Below are 16,067 nucleotides of genomic sequence, written 5' to 3' on the forward strand. Positions count from 1 at the left end.
TGATTACCGTCGAATCCTGATATTCAGGTCGTTAGCAAGCTCCTTGTACCTATTACGGACTGTGACCTCGGTCACGTTGGATGCTTTGGCGATTTCTCTTTGAGTTCGCCGGTCATCCTCAATAATTCCCGCAATATACAACGAAGCTGCTGCAATACCTCCTGGGTCTTTGCCTGCGGTTATCCCCTTCTTCTTGGCAGCATTAATTATCTTGGTCGCTGTCTGTACCGTTTTACCGCTCATTCCCAAATCTGATGAAATGCGAGGCATCAAGTCATTAGCTGACGGAATCGGGATATGAACATCGACATGTCTGATGATAAGTCGGACACAGTGGGCCAGTGATTTTCTGTTGACCCTTGCTTCACCGACCATCTCATCAAGCTGTCTTGGAATCTTGTGTATTCGGCAAGACAAGTAGATGGCAGCAGATACCATTCCTTCTATACTTCTTCCCCTAACAAGACGCTTGTTCAAGGCTTTTCTGTAGATTAGGGCTGCAGTCTCCTTGGTTTCCCGAGGGATGCCAAGCTGGGAACAGAGCCTGTCCATCTCACTCATAGCAAGACTCAGATTTCGGTGCTGAGAACTATGAGCAAGCGTGCGAATCTGCCATTTCCGCATTCTGTAAATCGCAGCTCGCCTACTGCCTTTGATTGACCGTCCGTTAGCGTCACGGTTGCCCCAACTGATAGTGGTTGCGAGTCCTTTGTCTGCCATTGTTAGACTCATTGGTGATCCTGTTCGAGCTCGTGCGTTTCGCTCTTCCGCGGTAAATGCTCTCCACTCAGGGCCAGTATCCATTATGTGATCGGATAAAACGCAGCCACAATTAGTGCAGATGCTTTCACCACGCTTAGAATCTTCATAGAAATCGTTACCGCCACAGTTGCTGCAAACCTTTTCCTTTTCTTCGCCTTTTTTCATACTGTGTGCTGGTTTATGTGACATGGTTGACTACCAATCCTCCTCCTCTCAATTTGCGTCACTATTTTCGTGACACAAGACCGACATGGGCTCGTCGGCGAGGGAGGTGTGATTTGTTGTCTGGTTCCCACGAATACCACCGTTTGGTATACGCGGGGTCATTTGTTGAACGATGTACAGATTTGGTCAATCTGCGGAACCCTTCGCTCAGGAATGCAAATAAATCCTTGGTCTGGACAGATATTTGGTTATACAAAACTTGATTGTATTTTTCGCTGGTAACCAATTTTTTCGTGTGGATAAATGAGTAATGAGAAAATAATCACTTTAGCTTTCCAATTCATGATTTTTCATAATTTGGCATTAAAACGCTACCAGGCATGGACCCACAATTCATTTATCAACTGGCCCTCACTATCGAATTTGCACGGTTGCAGGGGTTCTTGATAATAGAAATGACTGTAGACCCATCAACACTCTCCAATGAAAAAGTGCTATTCCTCCTCAACAAATCTACTGGAATGGCCCCCTATTCTCATGAGTTTGTTATGGGCGGTATTGACACTCAGGTGCTTTCAGGCTTCGTTTCTGCAATGGGCAATTTCATGGGTGAAGTGACCGGCGACGAATTCTCGCGATGGAAAACCCACTATGGTTCAGATCATGTTTTCATAGTAGAGGGGGGCGAGTGGGTCGTTGGAGTCCTCGCTGTGTCCCGAGAAACCAATGAAGTGAGAAGCAAACTGCGGCGTGTGGTCAACGAATTTGAAGAAGATTTCGCTTTCTTAAGAAATGCTGACGCAATTGAAGGTAATATGTTCGACGAATTCGATCATTATGTAAGGCGGATTTTTCTTGGAGACCGCCTATCTAAACGATCCATCATTATGAAGCGGCCTGATGCTGAAGTAGACTCTGAAATCTACTCCTTACCAAGTACCGCCTTCAGAGTCGCAAAAATGATGCATCACATTGGAGATGGAATAACGCTTGGCAAACTGGCCAGACAGCTTAAACTCGACCTAAAAGAAGCCAAAGACCTTGTTTCAAGAGCCTTCTGGCGACATGCTATCTACATTCTCTATGTTCCTGCAGATGATGATATCCTTGTTATGTCTGAGCGATCTTCAAGTATATTGCTGAGCAAAGAAAACCCCCTTAATATTTCCCCTCGCACAATCAGGATTGTGGCCTCTTTAGATGGTCGTACTCCCCTCTCTTCATTTCTTTCCGAAGTGCCACTTGAATATGTCGATCAGGTTCTCTCTGAAATTGCAGATTTCATCAACATGGGTTACATCCAACGTATTTCACTGGAACGAAAACTGGTGTTGATAGAGGAATGCGTATTGCGCGAGGTTTTGAATGTCAGTGCTGATATCCTTGGTAGTGAAATTGTTTCTAAGTACTTGCAGAAGGCTTCCAAAGAAGGTATAGAACTGCACCCATGGATTGCTCGAATTGATGTGTCTAGCGAATTAGAGGTTGAATCTAAGTTCGATGTAACCATGACTCCCGCAGATTTTGACGAGATGGATGAAGCAATTTCTTTCGTTATTAACCGATTGACAGAGCAAGTTGGCACCCTTCTCGAGGAAGGTCAAGCCGACTCCATCTTCCGATTCGCACGAAAGAACTGCCGCAAAAGGTGGAAGCGATATTTCACTGACGTAACAATCTAATTTGAAAATACGTATCTTGGACGCAAAATTGATACTTCATTTTTCTTGGGTACTTGAAAACAGAATGGGTAGTTTGAAAGCACAGGACTTCCGCGGCCCCTTACCTCCGTCCTCACGGGGTTGACATTATGACGAAATCATTAGAGAGGAATGAACGAGAACTGCTTGCAAAATCCTTGGTTCCATTTTTCTCCTGCCCTGACCTAGATATCCCGCCTTTGGTGGTGGTGAGATTTCTGCATCTTTTACCCTTACAAGGTTTTCATCACTCGGCCTAGTCCGGTCTTCAAAGCCGGACAGAACCAGTTGGACAAAGCAAACAGCCACAGATTCTTATGAACCTGACGAAGCTCCTTGTGTGGGGAAGGAGGATTTCTGTTTGGAAGAATATACACTCCTTCTAATTCTGGGTACCGTGCTTCATGCCAGTCATTAGTCCACTTGCCTTGTTCTACTGGAACCGTATTTCTTGGTGAGTTGTTAAACTCACCTTGATGCTTGGATTATTCCAAGCACGTCATTTCCCTGACTACAGCTTCGGGGATGATATTGATGTTTTCGAAATACTCTTCACCCGAGTCCAGCTTTGTTTTAGATCGACCAATTTTTACAAGGCCATCGCTTTTGCCTAATAGATAACCCGCGATGTATTGGAGCGGCACCTGATGCTTGTCTGCCTCTTCCTTGCTCATAGCGCAACACTCGACACCTGGACTTTCGAATACAATCTCCACCATTTCATGCTCATGGCAGTGATCGATTCGGTTTAACTCCCGCATTCTCTGGAGGTGTTTCTCTCCTTGAATCCTTTGCACTAATGACCCATCATAGTGGAATGGATCATCCTTCATCTTGTGGATTGAAGGCGCAAGGTATACTGTTCTATCTCTCACCTCATCAACACCATCGTTGCCTGAGTCCACAAACCGCTTTTCATCACTTTCACCAATGACATAGCGGACATGGTAGTGTTTTGCATCTACCATTCTGTCTTGTTCGTCTTCAGTATCTTTCACACGGAGACGAGTGTCTGCTTCAATTTCTATTGCTGAAAATGGATTTTTCTGAACTTCACTCATTGCAATCACCATAATTAACTATATTAAATTAACAATAGTACAGTAATAAACTTTTCGGGCGGCCCATTTCATATAACTTTCGAGGACCAACCGCAGAAAACCCCCGAAAGGTATAGGACAACATGAAGTGTTATTATGGTTCTTGTAAGATTGACCGGGTGGTTTGGTGATGCAAGATCTACTGAGAATCGGTTTTGGAGTGCTTGTTTTTGGTCTTCAACACAGTGGGTTGTCAGCCTTGAGAATCAAGCACGCAATCATAGATCGGTTTGGAAAGAGTGGATATCACAATATCTTCACAGGAACTGCAATTCTGGCGTTTATCTTTTCATTCCTGATGATTGACTTCTGGGATTGGCTGTACTTCATTTTGCGGCCTGAGAACATTCAAATTCCTCTTTTTGCTGCAGGCATTATCTGTGGAGCTATTGGTCTCTGGCTTGCGAAGAAAGCTTCAGCTGTGATATCGGTGAGTACTGTAGCAGATATGCGGGATGATAGGACGCCTGAGCTCATCACAGAGGGTCTTTATGGAAGCATTCGCCATCCACTCTACTTGGCTACCCTTCTGCTGTTCTCAGGTTTTGCTTTGCTCTACCCGTTTCTACCTGTGGTAATCTACTCAATACTCATGAACACCTATCTTCTCATTGGAGCGTTCTTGGAAGAGCGGAAGCTCATCATCTACTACGGTGAGGAGTATGAACAATACAAGAAGAAGGCTGGATTCATTCTTCCTCGACTAGGCGGGAATGAATGAGTTTCAAATGGCCTATGTCAACCCTTATCGAACATCTTCTGGATTTTGGAAAGGTGTCGTGCTCTTTTCACGGCTTTCGGCGATATCTGATGAACCTTACCTCTCTCAACCACATAATGGTCAGTCTCTACATCTGGTGTGAAGTGCCGTTTGATATCCTCGATTACAAAGTGAAGCTGCACACAGTGGGGGCTGCCATCAACAGTAAGTGCTACGACCTCCTCTAGATTAGAATATCGCACAATAGAGCCGATTTTGAAACCTGCTTGATTCACATGAGTTTCCTCCAAACAAACTTGGAGAATCGCATATCCTCCCTTTCTTTTTACGTGCTCCTCAACAATCTCAGGATATCGGCTCATCATACACGAGCCAACCAAAAGAAGCCTGCCCTTTTCGCGTATCATTCTATCCCCTACATTTATTCGCATCAGATGCAGGATGTTTGTACCATCAAAAGCCACAGCTACCATTTCCGTCTGTACTTCGAGGTATGGTTGCTCTTTTCTGTTTCGGATTGGCTTACAAGCGGCAAGGCCACACGAGCGACGATATCTCCTTCAAAGACGTAGTTCATTCTGCTAAGGGAAACAACCTTCCCTTCATAGCGGGTTGTTATTTCGCCTTTGTCTTCAACCTTCCCGATGATATCACCAGGTCGTACTGAATCACCTAGGCTGCAATTTGGTACGAAGAACCCCTCATCTTCAACATTCACATGCTGTAATCTACCCGTCAGCGTGTTGGATACTTCCATCGAATCTCCTGGAATCATATCCTTAATCCGAAGGAAGTTCAGAATACCCTCACGCACCTCAACAGCGGCCTGTGGTTCGATTTCTCGTGCATTCCCTCTCATTTCTATGGTTGCCACAGGAACTCCATCATGTGCCGCCTCTGTAATTAGAGATCCCCGCTTACCATCACTCTCAACAACAATGGGCAAAGAAATCTGTGAAGCAAGGTTTCTTACATGAATATACTCGCGGTGCATTGCCTTCACGTAACTCAGGCACTGCTGGGTTCCTGTTTGCACGTTGAGCACGTACTCTGCTTTCGAAACTCTTCTCCATATCTCCCAAGCGATTCTTTGTGTTATTGTACCATGTTCGTCTCCTGGAAATACAGAATCTAGGTTCTTCGAATCCAATGGTGATACCATAGTCCCTAGTCGGAACGCAAGAGGATTCGCTACTGGTAAGATGGTCACCGAACCATCTATTCGCTTTAGACTTTCAAGGTGTTTCAATACAAGGTAGGTAGCATAGACACAGCTTGCGGAAGATCCGTCCATACCTGACAGCAGTAACACATTGGGTCTATCATCACCAAAAGTATAGAAACCAATAGTGGAACCCGTTTTTGGGTCTATATCAATAGCATGAACCTTCGCTTCAACCATCAGCAGACCTCCCACTGACTGCCATGATAAGAATCGAATATGTCAATATGAAATAATGTAACACATGAAAATCCGCACTACTTCATGCAGTTGAAAAGGTAGATGTCTGTCCTGAAATTCTCCTCCAAGAAGCTGTCATGACGCCCCAATGCATATTCACAGTCGGATTTGACATGGGGCTCCTCCAAAATACCTGAATGGACTGCACAGCTATCCGGGTCACCGATCCAAATGAGAGGATATCCCTTTTCCACAATCCTCACGCCGATATCTGAGTAGAATGGCTCCCATGAAACTAGAACAAGTGCGGGATCATATTTTTCAGCAGCTTCCAACGCATCTAGCTTCTCAACCCATTTGGGATGCGCAATGTCACTCCGCCGTGTCTTCGCATCGGTTGCTATGACTCTTCTCTCAACAAAAGGTTGCAGGAACTGTGTTAGTTTGCCATTGCCAGCCATTATCTCCAGAATTGGGTTCCTGCTTTTTGCTCTCTCTAGACAGTCCACTATTTTGCTGGCAAGTGTCTTGATGAACTCCTTCGAATAGAACTGGAAGAACCATCGACCGCTCCGATTGGATCCATTGCAGTACTCTTTGATATCTGATTTTTGTTCTATCTTCTGTAGAAACAACAGGACTTGACTATATGGAAGCAGCTCATAATGAAGATCCATCTTAAGGTCGACATGCTTTGTTTCTTCTGAAATCTGAGAATCCATGTTCTTGCACCGCTGATTATACTACCACAAGTGTACGAATGTCACTATCTACGAAAGCCATTAGTCAACCGTCTTTGACCATAGCTCTAATAAGCAACCAGTTATCCACTCAAACAGTGAGCCACAATGAGGTATTGCGTTCTCAGTTGGTAAATTGAGCTCTTTTTACGAGAATTTTATAGACCATACCTTCTCTGGCTCCTCACACAAACCAATGCGAGTCGGTGGTGTCTTTATTGAGTGATTACACCAAGATTGAGACAAAATGGCAACAACGCTGGGAAGATGATGGTATTTTTGAGGTCGACCCCGACCCGTCGAAACCGAAATTCTTCGTGACGGTTCCTTATCCATATACAAATGGAGCACTGCATATCGGGCATGGTCGAACATATACCGTAGGAGATCTTATCGCTCGTTACAAACGTATGAAGGGCTACAATGTTCTGTTTCCAATGGCGTCTCACATGACTGGCACTCCGATTCTAGGGATGTGTGAGCGAATCAAAGAAGGCGATCCAGATGCTATTGAGCAATACAAGCGAGACCTGCGTCTCTATCTGGACTCAGAAGAAGAAGTAGAAGAGCAAATCCAAGAATTCACAAATCCGTGGACTACAGCGAAATTCTTTGCTGATGTCATACACAAGGACTTCAAACGGCTTGGATATGGAATTGATTGGCGTCGGAAATTCACTACTGGTGATGATATCTACAACCAGTTCGTCACGTGGCAGTACCATAAGCTCATGGATGAAGGATACATCCGCAAAGGTTCTCATCCTCTCCTTTATTGTCCAAATTGTGGCAATCCTGTAGGCGAAGATGACCTGTTGGAAGGAGAGACCGCGAAGATAAAGGAATTCACAGCCATCAAATTCGGTTTCAAAGATGGCTATCTGGTACCTGCCACTCTGCGGCCAGAGACCGTATTTGGCGTTACAAACATGTGGATTAATCCAAATGCCACCTATGTCTGGGCGAAAGTGGATGGTGAGAAGTGGGTTGTATCCAAAACCGCCGCCGAGAAGATGAAACTGCAGGACAAAGATATTGAGATAATCGAAACCTTCCCCGGTTCAGAAATCGTTGGCAGGGATGCAAAAGCTGTCCATGATGAACATGATATCCTCATTCTTCCCGCTGATTTTGTTGATCCAGCTAACGCAACAGGAGTTGTTTATTCTGTTCCAGGCCACGCTCCCTTTGACTATGTTGCGTTGAAAGATTTGTGGGAGAACCCATCCAGTCTAGAAGAATATGGAATCAGTGCTGAAGATATTCGAGCTGTTGAACCTATCAGCATGATTGAGATAGAAGGATATGGAGAACTACCAGCAAAGGAAGCTGTTGAGAAACATGGTATCGATTCTCAGAAGGAGGCTAAGCATCTAGAGGAGGTTACCCAGGAGGTCTACAAGGCTGAATTCTATGATGGTGTCATGAAGGAAAATTGCGAGCAGTTTTCAGGCCGTCCTATCAAGGAAGTAAAAGAAGATGTCATCGAATGGATGAAATCCAATAACAGAGCTGATGTATTCTACGAGCCAGATCAACGTCCTGTTGTTTGCAAATGCGGCACTGATGTACGAGTGGCTGTTCTAGCCGGTCAATGGTTCTTGGATTATGAAAGTCCGGGGTGGAAGAAGGAAGCCTGGAAAGCTCTGAATGAGATGTGCATCTTACCTGAAACATTCCGAAATCTGTTTGAAGCTACCTTTGACTGGCTTGCTCAGCGTCCATGTGCTAGAAAGCGGGGTATAGGCACAGAGCTGCCCTTCGATGATGAATGGATAATCGAAGCGCTTTCCGATTCCACGATCTACATGGCTTTCTATACCATTGTCAATACCATCAAGGAGGAAGACTTGGATCCAGAGCAATTGACAGTGGCTTTCTTCGATTATGTCTACCTTGGTGAAGGCGATAAGAATGAGCTGTCCCAAGAGACTGGCATATCCGTTGAGCTCTTGGATTCCATGCGTGATGAGTTCTTGTACTGGTATCCAAATGATCAGCGACACACAGCCCCTTCACATATTTCAAACCACCTGAGTTTTGCCATCTTCCATCATGTTGCAATATTCCCTGAGAAGCACTGGCTCCAATGCATCAGTTTGAACGAGCACGTGATTATGGAAGGATCCAAGATGTCCAAGAGCAAGGGGAATGTCATACCTCTGGTTGAGATTCCCAAGAAGTATGGTGCGGATGTCTATCGGATATATGCAATCTCCGCAGCTGAGCCTGGTAGCCTGATGGACTGGCGAGAAAGTGATGTACCTGCCGTTAAGAACCGATTGCGGCAGTTCATGAACATCATAGAACGCTTTGGACGTACTGAGACGGTCGAATTTGAGGATCCAGAAGATTTGGCTACACCAACGCGATGGTTGTTGTCGAAGGCCAATTCTGCTGCTGCAAAATGCGGCGAATTCATTGACAACCTGAAGCTGAGAGACTATTCTATTCGTGTTACTTCAGATATGATTCGGACCGTTAATGAGTACTTGAATCGGTCGGAGGTACCTTCCAAAGAACGTGATGACGTGATGGCGTATGTATCTGATATTTGGGTCCGATTGATTGCACCTTTGGCTCCGCATGCGGCTGAAGAAATGTGGGAGAACATGGGGCATGATGATTACATATCACTTGCTTCTTGGCCAGAAGCTGATAATCAACTGATTGACCCAACGGCTGAACAGGCTCATGAGATTGTACAACGAGCTATCGACGATGTAGAGGAAATCCAAAAACTGCTCAAGGATGAAACTCCTGAACAGGTCCATGTGTACGTATCTCCTCAGTGGAAATTTGATGCGCTTGATAGCGTTGCGGAAGCGGACCTGCCAATTGTTACTGGCAAGCTCATGGGCCACCTGATGTCGAAGGAGCAATTCCGAGAGCATGGTGGGGACGTTAAGAAGATTGTCGACAGAATCCTGAAAGAAAACGGCGTCTGGGACTACTCAGACAGTGCCAAACAGGAGCTGGCTGTTTTCAATGATGCTGAAGATTACATGTGCGCAGCTCTAGACCTAGAAGTCCATGTTCATGATGCAGCGGACCCTGAATACGATCCAAAGGGCAAAGCCACATTTGCCTTGCCAGGACGCCCCTCTCTCTACTTGGAATAGAATAACTCTTACTTGGTACAGGCAAATGACCTCCCTGCACATGACCTACATGGGTCTAACTACTATTCTGCCTCGTGACTTTGGAGTCCATAATCCTGTAAGAATGTCGAGTGCAGTTACAACCATTATGACAGCTATTCCAAGAGGAATGTAGGAAAATATTGCAGGCATACCAAGCGATTCTGCTTGTCCAAGGGCATTCAATCCCAGAAAGGTTGCAATGGCTGCGAAAACCAGAAGAATGAGGAATATTCCACATCGCTGGGTCATTGGGAGTTTCTTTTCATGCTTCTTCGGTGACATGACTGAGAACATCAGCGCTTTTCTTTTTCAACAAACCGCATATGATTCCTCATCTTGCAATTGCATACCGTTACAGCCGAGCCTCCGTGTGCGCAATGTTCCAAGTCTCTTTGTACCCCAATAATTCCTATCCAATCACTTTTATAATGTTATTAACTATAGTAAACCGAGGTAAAAGCGTTGGTGCAACCAATTGGCCCGTTGATGATAGAGCACAGGCTGATCGAGCGGATGATTTCTGCAATGAAAAAGGAAACCGAACGGATTGCAGAAGGTGGAGAACCCGATCCATCTTTCATTGAAACCGCCGTAGATTTCATTCGCATCTATGCAGATGCCTGTCATCATGGAAAAGAAGAGGATATTCTGTTCAGAGATCTGGAATCGGTCGAAATGGATGATCGTGATGAAAAAATCATGAATGAACTGATTGCGGAGCATAAATGGGCAAGAAACAAAACTGCAAACTTGGTCAAGGCAAAAGAGGATTACATCAAGGGAGACGAAGATGCCGTCGGGCGTATCATTGCAATCATGGAGGAGTTGGCTGAATTCTACCCGAAGCACATCGAGAAAGAGGACAAGGATTTCTTCCGATCTGCAATGGAGTATCTCGACGAGGATGAACGAGACAAAATGCTCGAAGAGGAGTACGAATTCGATAGAAAATTCATCCATGCACTCTACGAAGATGTAGTCTCGGATGCCGAAGACCGGTATGAGTAGACAACCAAGATTTAGGCTCCCCGGTTGAGAATATCTTCCTCTTGTGTCAGGAGTATATCGAGTGCTATGTTGTCCGCATGATCTCCAATCCGTTCAAGATTGCGTAACGTCTCAACATAGACAGTATCTGCCTCTGGTTGACATATTCCCTGAGATATTCGCTCGTTATGGGCTTGGCGAAGCTTCTTCTCTAATATGTCCACTTCATCTTCCATTTCGATGGTGTTTCTTGCAACATCCGTATTCTTTGTTTTGAGCGCTTTAATGCCCTGCTGATACGTATCGGCAACCAAATCAAACATTCCGCCAATATCTTCACTCGCTTGCTCTGAGAACGCAATTCCGTTACTCATCCGCTCTAGGGCAAATTCACCAATATTCTCGCAAAGATCTCCTACTCTTTCAATATCTGTGAGTAACGCCAGTAGCTTCATTCTCCATATAGCATCTTCTTCGTTGAGTTCCTCCTCAGGTATCTTGTCCAGAAAAGTCTCTGTTGATCTGCACCTCTCATCTACGTCATCCTCCATCAACAGCACCTGTTTCGCATCATCTTGGTTTCTTTCAAGAAGTGCATTTTTTCCGAGTACTATCATTTCTGCGGTGGCTTCAGCAATCCTGTGAATCTCTCTTTCAGCTTCCCGTAATGCCGCCTGGGGCATATTCAGCATTTCATCATCGAAGAAGTGTTGACCAATGATTTCGCCCTCCTTCTCAGGAATAAGGCGCTCACAAAGCTTGACGAGGGGACCTACAAGCGGTACGAACATTAGACTAACAATAACATTGAATATTGTGTGAGCGTTAGCGATTTGTCGTGGCAAGGAGGTTGCAGTTGTTGTGACTAAATCGGTGAAGGGGCCTAGGAATGGGAAGAACACCGCCACTCCGATGATATTAATCAGTGATTGAGCTACGGCAGTCCTTTTTGCAGGGGTTGTAGCACCAAATCCTGCAAAGAGTTCAAGGAAGCAAGTTCCGATATTTGCGCCCATCACCATAGCTATGCTCATATCCAGCCCTATCAGTCCTGCCCCACCAAGGGCGATAACGAGACTCGTCGTTGCTGAGCTACTCTGTGTTGTACCAGCTATGAGTGTACCTATTAGAATTCCAATCAGCGGTATTGCGCTATATACCTATTGATGGCCTCCACAAAGAACTGATTTTCTGGATCTTCAATGATGGCTGATGCTCCCCCCTTCATGAATTCCATAGCAAGGAAAATGAGGCCCAAACTGAATATCACTTTGAATACATGCTTTAACCTATCGCTCCGTGAGAATGACATCCCAAAGAAACCAATGGCAAGTAATGGCCAGTAGAGGAAGCCGATGTCGAACGAAACGATTTGCGCTGTCAAGGTAGTTCCGATTTCAGATCCAAGCATAACATTGACTGCTTGACGGAACGACATCATTCCTGCGTTGACAAAGCCAATCAGCGTAAGTGCTGTTATACTGGAGCTTTGGGTCATAAACGTTGTAGCTGCTCCAGTCCCCATTCCTCTGATTGGGTCGTTACTCACTTTCTCTAAGGTACGGACAACTCGCTTGCCAGATAGTTTACCCAGCGTTTCCCTGAGCATAGTAATGGCAAACATGAACGTTCCGAGTCCGCCAATTATGATGAGCAAATTTTCAATGAGCGTTGCCATTCTACTTGTTTCACAAAACCCTCACTATATGAAGATTAGCTCAGTTCACGGCCCAGATCAGGAATCAAGCTTGTACTGTTAGCGATATATCATTGGAGAATGAAACATTACGAAAATGTAGTAAATTCATTTCCATCGAAGAAAAACTAACCTCATGATGACTTACGCTAATCACACTCCGTATTCGGGTTGCTAGGAATGCTCAGAGGTGTGGTATTCTAAGGAACTTGACCAGCGAGCCCTTGCGGGGCTCGTCAGGTTGGGCCCACAGGTTTACGGCCCGACCGTCATCCGCCGCTGGTCTGCAGTTCCTTTCTTGCTATCTCGCGACCCTCATCGTCGACAACGACTAAATGAGCGCCGCATGATAGTCAGCAGTCATAGCACCGCACAACCATCTCAAGGAGGTTGAGCAGGCCTTCATCGATTTGTTCTGTTTGTGTCATTGTATCACCGTTTTACTTGATCATAGGATCAGGTAGGTTCAAGTTTTCGTGCTCTTTGTTCTCGAACACTTGTTTGGCTGCTTTCATCAGGCTTTTCTCAATGCCGCCTATATTGTTATTGGTCGCGACCACGAGGTTTGTTTTCGTTACTATCCCTTTTTCGTCTGTCCAGTAATGATGAAGCAGCGTTCCTCGTGGGGCTTCCACAACACCCACGCCATTGCCTTTCTTGGGTTCAACATCACTGAGTTTCACATCTGTGCTGACAATCTCGGGATCTGTAAGCAGTTTCTCCATTTCTTCAACTGCTTGTATCATCTCAATGACCCTTGCCCAATGATAAGCGAATGTAGCATGGGTAGGTCTTCCGAGTTTCTCCCTAAGCTCCTCAAGCGCTTCTTGCGCCAGCGGAGTAGGCATCTTATCAGCTACATTGATTCTAGCGAGGCTGTTTGCCCGCCAGACCCCCTCTGGATACCCAGCTGGTTTGTAGTAGATATGAGTGGCATAGGAGTGATCAGGGACGTGCTCGCCATAGTACTTTCTGTATCTCTTAGCAGGAAAGTTTTCAACGATTTCTCCTTCAGGATTCATAACACGCAGGCGACCATCATAGATTTCATAGTTTCCGCGGTAATGCATACCAAGATAGTATGTTGGCACAACCGCAAAATTCTCGATAACGTCCCAGTAATCATCAACAACCTTCTTTGCGAGCTCCACAGTATCAGTTGTCCATTCCTTCAAGTCTTCCATTCTTTCGAGGAAGTTGTCTCTGTGTTCCTCCGAAAACGGGTTCAGCATACCGCCTGGAGTTGCGGTAACAGGATGGATTGATTTTCCACCTATTGCGGAGACTAAATCCTGGCCGTATTCCATGACTTGGAGAGCAAGCTTGCCTACATCTGGGAGCGACTTGATTATGTTGACAACATTCCGTTGTGACGGGTCCGCAAATGGCCCTGCGAGAAAATCAGGGGCAGCTAGCGCGAAGAAATGAAGTCCATGAGAGGATAGTTGTTTGGCGTTCAAGAACAGCCTGCGAACTTTCTCTGCTGCGGATGGCGGATTCACGTCCCATGCGGCTTCCACCGCTTTCACTGATGCGAGAAGGTGTGGGACCGGGCAGATACCACAAATTCGCTCTGCTATTCTTGGTACCTCTTCAGCCAAACGCCCTTCCAGGAACTTCTCGAAGAAACGGGTGCTGGAAATGTTGAACTGAACGTCCTTTACCTTTCCGCCTTTGCCCAGCTTGATTGTGAGTTCTCCATGTCCCTCAAGCCGGGTAACAGGTTCAATCCGAATTGTCCTCTCGTCTGTCATTAGCTCTCCTCCTTGTTCTTTCGAGATGTTATCTTCGAGAGATATGAACTAGCATAATCTGTGAAGTAGAACGAGCCAATCGTATCTGGGAAGTGTTCTCGAAGTTCTTCAGCATCCATATCCACCACTGAACCGAGCGCAGAGATTATTTTTGCTCCGTGATCAATCACACCTGGTGGAGGGCCGAAACACCCTTTGCATGGTGTATTAACCTTCGGACATTGGGCTCCACACAAGCTGATAGTAGCAAAACCAAGGCAAAGGTAGCCCTGATCCAGAAGGCATCGGTCTGGGTCTATTTTTCCTTCATGAGTGCGGTGGAACTCCGTTATCGTCTTATGTTCACGCTCTTTGGGACACTCATCACAGACTGTCTTGTTTGGAAGTTTGTACTCCTTCCCCTGCAGCAAGGCTGTAAGTCCTTCAAGGGTATTCTCAGGTGTGGGAGGACAACCAGGAATCCTTAGCTCGAATGGCACGATTTCGGTGTTGGCCTTTACGTGGTCTGTGAAACCTGGCATGTTTTCCTCAGGAATCCGTCCATTCGTAACAGTATCGGCTGTCTTGAATTTGCGTTCCATGAGCTCATCTATGCTCCACTGGTTTCCAAGACCTTGAACGCCTCCATAACATGAGCAAGACCCCCATGCAATCAGGGTTTGACTCTTTTTCCTCATCACTTTGAGGAGATGTTCATCTTCCTTTGTTCTACAACTTCCTTCAACAAAGCCGAACTCGATAGATTGGTCTGACAGATTCTCAAGGTCTTTCAACTTGTAATCTACAACCGCTGGCCAGTAGACGATTTCCAGTTCAGGAATCACGTCCAACAGACCCAGATGCAAATCAACTAACGATTGGTCACAGCCCCAGCAAGAACTCAGCTGCGTGAATGCAACGCGCTTTGCCATTCTCAGTCACTCTTTCCGGCTGGATTTGGTCCCAGCTTTTTGATTCGCTTGACCATCTGCTTGACTCCTTCAGCAAAAACATCACCTTCAGCGGCACTTGCCCATTGCAGATGAACCCGTTCCGGGTTTATTCCAGCTTGGTCTAGAGCATCCTGAAGGAGAGTATATCTGGCTTTCATTTTGAGATTGCCACTCGTATAATGACAATCACCTGGATGACATCCTGATATGAGCACTCCATCAGCACCCTGACCAAGAGCTTTCAGGATAAAACTCGGATCTACACGCCCGGTACAATTCACGCGGATAATACGCACATTTGGGGGCATCTGCATTCTGCTGGTTCCTGCAAGATCAGCCCCTGCGTAGGAACACCAGTTACAGCAGAAGGCCAAAATTTTGGGCTCGAAGCTCTCTTTATCGCTCCTGTCAGCCTTCACTTCAGTTTTTGCCATTGAGTTCACCTTTGCAGATGTCAAGTCACGGGGACCTCCGGCCAGTTCTTGGTGTCTTTGTCTGAGGATTATTAACATTCCTGATTGCGGCCGACCAGTTTCACGTCTTCATTCCTTTTTCAGAGGAGACAAGAAGTCTGAGAACTGATGAAGATACAGTTTATATGCTGTAAACGGCAATTCTTAGTATTGAGATAAAACCATCAGGGAGAGATTGCTGTGATTGTTGCTTTTGTAATGGCCAAAGTAGATTCAAAGAAAACACGTGATGTACTTGAGAAAGTGAAGAAGTTCGACCAGGTTGAAGAAGCATACGTCATTTATGGGGCGTATGATCTCATAATCCAAGGCAGCTTCGAGTCACCTGAAGCACTCAGCTCATTTGTTGTCGATGATCTTCGCCGTATTGACGGTGTGAAGGACACCGTAACCAATGTCGCTGCTTCATCTACGTAGTGCACGCATCAATATCTCTGGCCCAAGAAGTGCTGTTATCTGACGAATCTCACTTGGAAGCTTGAGTCCGTATGA

At 45.7% G+C, this 16,067-nt stretch carries 16 protein-coding genes; 5 read left to right on the forward strand and 11 right to left on the reverse strand.

Annotated features, from left to right (window positions below; genetic code table 11):
- Positions 1–3: 3 nt before the first annotated feature.
- A complete protein-coding gene (locus tag GF309_03160; protein ID MBD3157765.1) occupies positions 4–927 on the reverse strand; it encodes a transcription initiation factor IIB in 924 nt (307 codons plus the stop codon).
- 455 nt (positions 928–1,382) lie between these two features.
- On the opposite strand from GF309_03160, the gene GF309_03165 reads away from it, so the two are divergent.
- Positions 1,383–2,609, forward strand: a complete 1,227-nt coding sequence (locus tag GF309_03165) for a hypothetical protein (protein ID MBD3157766.1) — start codon at positions 1,383–1,385, stop codon at positions 2,607–2,609.
- A 503-nt stretch (positions 2,610–3,112) separates the two neighbouring features.
- On the opposite strand, the gene GF309_03170 is transcribed toward GF309_03165, so the two are convergent.
- Positions 3,113–3,688, reverse strand: coding sequence for a hypothetical protein (locus GF309_03170; protein ID MBD3157767.1), 576 nt, complete (start codon positions 3,686–3,688; stop codon positions 3,113–3,115).
- A gap of 169 nt (positions 3,689–3,857) precedes the next feature.
- Here GF309_03170 and GF309_03175 point away from each other — a divergent pair, with 169 nt between their 5' ends.
- Positions 3,858–4,448 (forward strand): hypothetical protein, encoded by a 591-nt coding sequence (locus GF309_03175; GenBank protein ID MBD3157768.1) that lies wholly within the window; start codon positions 3,858–3,860, stop codon positions 4,446–4,448.
- 17 nt (positions 4,449–4,465) lie between these two features.
- Here GF309_03175 and GF309_03180 read toward each other — a convergent pair whose 3' ends face one another.
- The 3 genes from GF309_03180 to GF309_03190 all read right to left on the reverse strand — a co-directional run bounded on the left by GF309_03180 (position 4,466) and on the right by GF309_03190 (position 6,572).
- Positions 4,466–4,855 (reverse strand): 4Fe-4S ferredoxin, encoded by a 390-nt coding sequence (locus tag GF309_03180; GenBank protein MBD3157769.1) that lies wholly within the window; start codon positions 4,853–4,855, stop codon positions 4,466–4,468.
- A gap of 59 nt (positions 4,856–4,914) precedes the next feature.
- The gene (locus GF309_03185) at positions 4,915–5,850 is read right to left on the reverse strand and encodes a hypothetical protein (GenBank protein MBD3157770.1); all 936 of its coding nucleotides are present in this window, start codon (positions 5,848–5,850) and stop codon (positions 4,915–4,917) included.
- Between the two features lie 77 nt (positions 5,851–5,927).
- A complete protein-coding gene (locus GF309_03190; protein MBD3157771.1) occupies positions 5,928–6,572 on the reverse strand; it encodes a hypothetical protein in 645 nt (214 codons plus the stop codon).
- Positions 6,573–6,757: 185 nt separating this feature from the next.
- Here GF309_03190 and leuS point away from each other — a divergent pair, with 185 nt between their 5' ends.
- Positions 6,758–9,712, forward strand: coding sequence for a leucine--tRNA ligase (gene leuS / locus GF309_03195; GenBank protein ID MBD3157772.1), 2,955 nt, complete (start codon positions 6,758–6,760; stop codon positions 9,710–9,712).
- A 45-nt stretch (positions 9,713–9,757) separates the two neighbouring features.
- Here the strand turns inward: leuS and GF309_03200 are convergent, their stop codons facing one another.
- Positions 9,758–10,015, reverse strand: coding sequence for a hypothetical protein (locus GF309_03200; GenBank protein ID MBD3157773.1), 258 nt, complete (start codon positions 10,013–10,015; stop codon positions 9,758–9,760).
- 183 nt (positions 10,016–10,198) lie between these two features.
- On the opposite strand from GF309_03200, the gene GF309_03205 reads away from it, so the two are divergent.
- On the forward strand, positions 10,199–10,741 hold the full coding sequence (locus tag GF309_03205) for a cation-binding protein (GenBank protein MBD3157774.1): 543 nt from the start codon (positions 10,199–10,201) through the stop codon (positions 10,739–10,741).
- 11 nt (positions 10,742–10,752) lie between these two features.
- Here GF309_03205 and GF309_03210 read toward each other — a convergent pair whose 3' ends face one another.
- The 5 genes from GF309_03210 to GF309_03230 all read right to left on the reverse strand — a co-directional run bounded on the left by GF309_03210 (position 10,753) and on the right by GF309_03230 (position 15,536).
- Positions 10,753–11,754, reverse strand: coding sequence for a hypothetical protein (locus GF309_03210; protein MBD3157775.1), 1,002 nt, complete (start codon positions 11,752–11,754; stop codon positions 10,753–10,755).
- Positions 11,755–11,858: 104 nt separating this feature from the next.
- On the reverse strand, positions 11,859–12,398 hold the full coding sequence (locus tag GF309_03215; GenBank protein MBD3157776.1) for a hypothetical protein: 540 nt from the start codon (positions 12,396–12,398) through the stop codon (positions 11,859–11,861).
- Between the two features lie 458 nt (positions 12,399–12,856).
- The gene (locus GF309_03220) at positions 12,857–14,170 is read right to left on the reverse strand and encodes a Ni/Fe hydrogenase subunit alpha (protein MBD3157777.1); all 1,314 of its coding nucleotides are present in this window, start codon (positions 14,168–14,170) and stop codon (positions 12,857–12,859) included.
- Positions 14,170–15,081 carry a F420-nonreducing hydrogenase gene (locus GF309_03225; protein ID MBD3157778.1) on the reverse strand — a complete coding sequence of 304 codons (912 nt, stop codon included), beginning with the start codon at positions 15,079–15,081 and terminating at the stop codon, positions 14,170–14,172. Before GF309_03225 ends, GF309_03220 begins: the two co-directional genes overlap by 1 nt.
- Positions 15,082–15,083: 2 nt before the next feature.
- Positions 15,084–15,536, reverse strand: a complete 453-nt coding sequence (locus tag GF309_03230) for a hydrogenase iron-sulfur subunit (GenBank protein MBD3157779.1) — start codon at positions 15,534–15,536, stop codon at positions 15,084–15,086.
- A gap of 219 nt (positions 15,537–15,755) precedes the next feature.
- On the opposite strand from GF309_03230, the gene GF309_03235 reads away from it, so the two are divergent.
- Positions 15,756–15,992 carry an Lrp/AsnC family transcriptional regulator gene (locus GF309_03235; GenBank protein MBD3157780.1) on the forward strand — a complete coding sequence of 79 codons (237 nt, stop codon included), beginning with the start codon at positions 15,756–15,758 and terminating at the stop codon, positions 15,990–15,992.
- The last annotated feature ends 75 nt before the right edge of the window (positions 15,993–16,067 follow it).

The organism is Candidatus Lokiarchaeota archaeon (genome assembly GCA_014730275.1).
GTDB lineage: Archaea > Asgardarchaeota > Thorarchaeia > Thorarchaeales > Thorarchaeaceae > WJIL01.